We start from the raw sequence: 3,742 nt of genomic DNA, 5'->3' as shown, positions 1-3,742 counted from the left end.
ATCCCGCCCCTTCATCCAGCGCCCGGTCGCCACGTCCTTCCTGATGATCGCCCTGCTGCTGTCGGGCATCCTGGCGTGGCGGCTGCTGCCGGTGGCGGCGCTGCCGCAGGTGGACTACCCCATCATCCAGGTCTCGACGCAGTATCCGGGCGCCAGTCCCGCGATCACCGCGCGCGCCGTGACCGCGCCGCTGGAGCGGCGCTTCGGCCAGATTCCGGGCCTGAAGCAGATGTCCTCGTCCAGCGGCGGCGGCGTGTCGGTGATCACGCTGCAATTCTCGCTGGACGTATCGCTGGGCGTGGCCGAGCAGGAGGTGCAGGCCGCCATCAGCGCCAGCGGCGCGCTGCTGCCGTCGGACCTGCCCGCCCCGCCGGTGTACCGCAAGGTCAACCCGGCCGACGTGCCCATCCTGACGCTGGCCGTGACCTCGGAATCCTTGCCGCTGCCGGCGGTCTACGATCTGGTCGACACGCGCATGACGCAGCGGCTGGCGCAGCTGTCGGGCGTGGGCATGGTCAGCCTGGCGGGCGGCCAGCGCCCGGCGGTGCGGGTGCAGGCCAATCCCATGGCGCTGGCCGCGCGCGGGCTGCAGCTGTCCGACGTGCAGCAGGCGATCGCCAGGGCCAATTCCAACCAGCCCAAGGGCAGCTTCGACGGTCCGGTGCGCTCGGTCATCATGGACGCCAACGACCAATTGAAGAGCGCGGCCGAGTACCGCGAGCTGATTGTGGCCTGGCGCGACGGCGCGCCGCTGCGGCTGGGCGAGGTCGCCACCGTGGAGGACGGCGCCGAGGATCGCTACCTGGCCGCCTGGGTCGACCGCCAACCGGCCGTGCTGGTGAACATCCAGCGCCAGCCCGGCGCCAACGTGATCGCGGTGGCCGACCAGGTCAAGGCGCTGCTGCCGCAGCTCACGGCCAGCCTGCCGGCGGCGGTGCGCGTCAGCGTGCTGACCGACCGCACCGACAGCATCCGCGCCTCCGTGCGCGGGGTGCAGCGCGAGCTGGTGTTCGCCGTGGCGCTGGTGGTGCTGGTGACCTTCCTGTTCCTGCGCAACCTGCCGGCCACGCTGATTCCCAGCCTGGCCGTGCCGCTGTCGCTGATCGGCACCTTCGGCTTCATGCACCTGGCCGGTTTCTCGACCAACAACCTCACGCTGATGGCGCTGACCATCGGCGCCGGCTTCGTGGTGGACGACGCCATCGTCATGCTGGAGAACATCGCGCGCTATCGCGAACAGGGCCACAGCCCCATGAGCGCCGCGCTCAAGGGCGCGGGCCAGATCGGCTTCACGCTGGTGTCGCTGACGCTGTCGCTGATCGCGGTGCTGATTCCGCTGCTGTTCATGGAGGACGTGGTGGGCCGGTTGTTCCGCGAATTCGCGGTGACGCTGGCGGTGGCCATCCTGATCTCGCTGGCGGTATCGCTGACGCTCACGCCCATGATGTGCGCGCGGCTGCTGCCCGCGCACCAACCTCGTCCGCCCGGCCTGCTGGACCGCCTGCAGGCGCGCTACGCGGACTGGCTCGACCTGACGCTGCGCCACCGCCGCCTGACACTGGCCGCGATGCTGGCCACCGTGGCCCTGACCGGCCTGCTCTATCTGATCGTGCCCAAGGGCTTCTTTCCCGTGCAGGATGGCGGCGTGCTGCAGGGCGTGACCCAGTCGGCGCAGAGTTCGTCCTTCGACGCCATGGCGCGCCGCCAGCAGGCGCTGGCCGAGACGCTGCTGGCCGATCCCGACGTGCAAAGCCTGTCGTCCTTCATCGGCGTGGACGGCATGAACAGCACGCTCAACACCGGCCGGCTGCTGATCAATCTGAAACCCTGGTCCGAGCGCGGCTCGGCGCTGCCGGCCATCATGGCGCGGCTGGACGAGCGCGCGCGCGAGGCGGGCGGCATCTCGCTGTACCTGCAGCCGGTGCAGGAACTGAATATCGAGGACCGCGTCAGCCGGGGCCAGTACCAGTTCAGCCTGACCTCGCCGGACGGCGCGCTGCTGTCGCGCTGGACCGCCGCGCTGCTTGAACGGCTGCGCCAGTCGCCGGCCATCGCCGGCATTTCCTCGGACCTGCAGGATGGCGGACGCCAGGCCTATCTGCAGGTCTCGCGCGACGACGCGGCGCGCCTGGGGCTGACCATGGACGACGTGGCGCAGGCGCTCTACAACGCCTTCGGCCAGAGACAGGTCGCCACGCTCTTCACCCAGTCGAACCAGTACCGCGTGGTGCTGGAGGTGGACCGTCGCCTGGCCGCCAGCCCCGCCGCGCTCGAACGCATCTACCTGAAAAGCGCGGACGGCCAGGCCATTCCGCTGTCGGCGCTGGCCACGGTCAGCGAACGCGCCACGCCGCTGGCCGTGAACCATCTATCGCAGTTCCCCGCCGCCAATCTGTCGTTCAGCCTGCCGCCGGGCGGCTCGCTGGGCGAGGCCATCGCCGCCATCGAGGCCGCGCGCGCCGACATCGCCATGCCGCCCAGCGTGGAACTGCGCCTGCAGGGCGCGGCGGCGGCCTTCCAGGCCTCGCTGTCGAACACGCTGTGGCTGATGCTGGCGGCCGTGGTGACCATGTACCTGGTGCTGGGCATGCTCTATGAAAGCGCCATCCACCCGGTCACCATCCTGTCGACCCTGCCCTCGGCGGCGGTGGGCGCGCTGCTGGCGCTGCTGCTGACCGGCAGGCCGCTGGACCTGATCGCCGTCATCGGCATCATCCTGCTGATCGGTCTGGTCAAGAAGAACGGCATCATGATGGTGGACTTTGCGCTGGAGGCCGAGCGCTCGCGCGGCCTGCCGCCCGAGGCCGCGATCCGCGAGGCCGCGCTGCTGCGGCTGCGGCCCATCCTGATGACCACGCTGGCCGCGCTTTTCGGCGCGGTGCCGCTGATGCTGGCCACGGGTTCGGGCGCGGAACTGCGCCAGCCGCTGGGCTGGGTCATGGTCGGCGGCTTGCTGGTCAGTCAGGTGCTGACGCTGTTCACCACGCCGGCGGTGTACCTGTTCTTCCACCGCCTGGGCCGCCGCGGCGCGCCCTCGCCCGCCTCCACCGGCGGCGAGACGTCATGATCCGCGCGCTGCTGCACCGCCCCGTCGCCTGCGTGTTCCTGGCGCTGGCGCTGACGCTGCTGGGCGCCGTGGCCTGGCGGCTGCTGCCGGTGGCGCCGCTGCCGCAGGTGGATTTCCCCACCATCGAGGTGCGCGCCAGCCTGCCGGGCGCCAGCCCCGAGAGCATGGCCAGCACGGTGGCCGCGCCGCTGGAGCGCGCGCTGGGCGGCATCGCCGGCGTCAGCGCCATGACCTCTTCCAGCAACCAGGGCGCCACCCGCGTGCAGTTGCAGTTCGACCTGGACCGCGACATCCACGAAGCCGCGCGCGACGTGCAGGCCGCCATCAACGCGGCGCGCGCCGACCTGCCCTCGGGCATGCCGGGCAATCCCACCTACCGCAAGGTCAACCCGTCGCAGGCGCCCATCATGGCGCTGGCGATCAGCTCGCCGACGCGGCCGGCCGGCGATCTCTACGACCTGGCCTCGACCGTGCTGGCGCAGAAGATCTCGCAGGTCCAGGGCGTGGGCGAGGTCACGCTGGGCGGCAGCTCGCTGCCGGCCGTGCGGGTGCAGGTCAATCCGAACGCGCTGGCGCACTACGGCATCGCGCTGGACGAGGTGCGCCAGGCCATCGCCGGGGCGGCGCCGATGCGGCCGCAGGGGCTGATCGAGGCGCCCGGGCGCCGCCCCGGCG

General features: G+C 71.4%; 2 protein-coding genes. Both read left to right on the top strand.

What is annotated here, in order from left to right; genetic code table 11:
- Window positions 1-3,067, top strand: a 3,067-nt coding sequence (locus KDH83_RS29970; RefSeq protein WP_212322519.1) for a multidrug efflux RND transporter permease subunit, incomplete at its 5' end; no start/stop codon positions are given.
- Window positions 3,064-3,742: efflux RND transporter permease subunit (locus KDH83_RS29965; RefSeq protein WP_212322517.1), on the top strand; the 679-nt coding region annotated here is incomplete at its 3' end. The genes KDH83_RS29970 and KDH83_RS29965, both read left to right, overlap by 4 nt.

The sequence above is a fragment of the Achromobacter sp. Marseille-Q0513 genome (assembly GCF_018195695.1).
GTDB lineage: Bacteria > Pseudomonadota > Gammaproteobacteria > Burkholderiales > Burkholderiaceae_B > Achromobacter.
The sequence above is the reverse complement of the archived record's forward strand: the minus strand, read 5'-3'. Positions and strand labels throughout refer to the sequence as shown.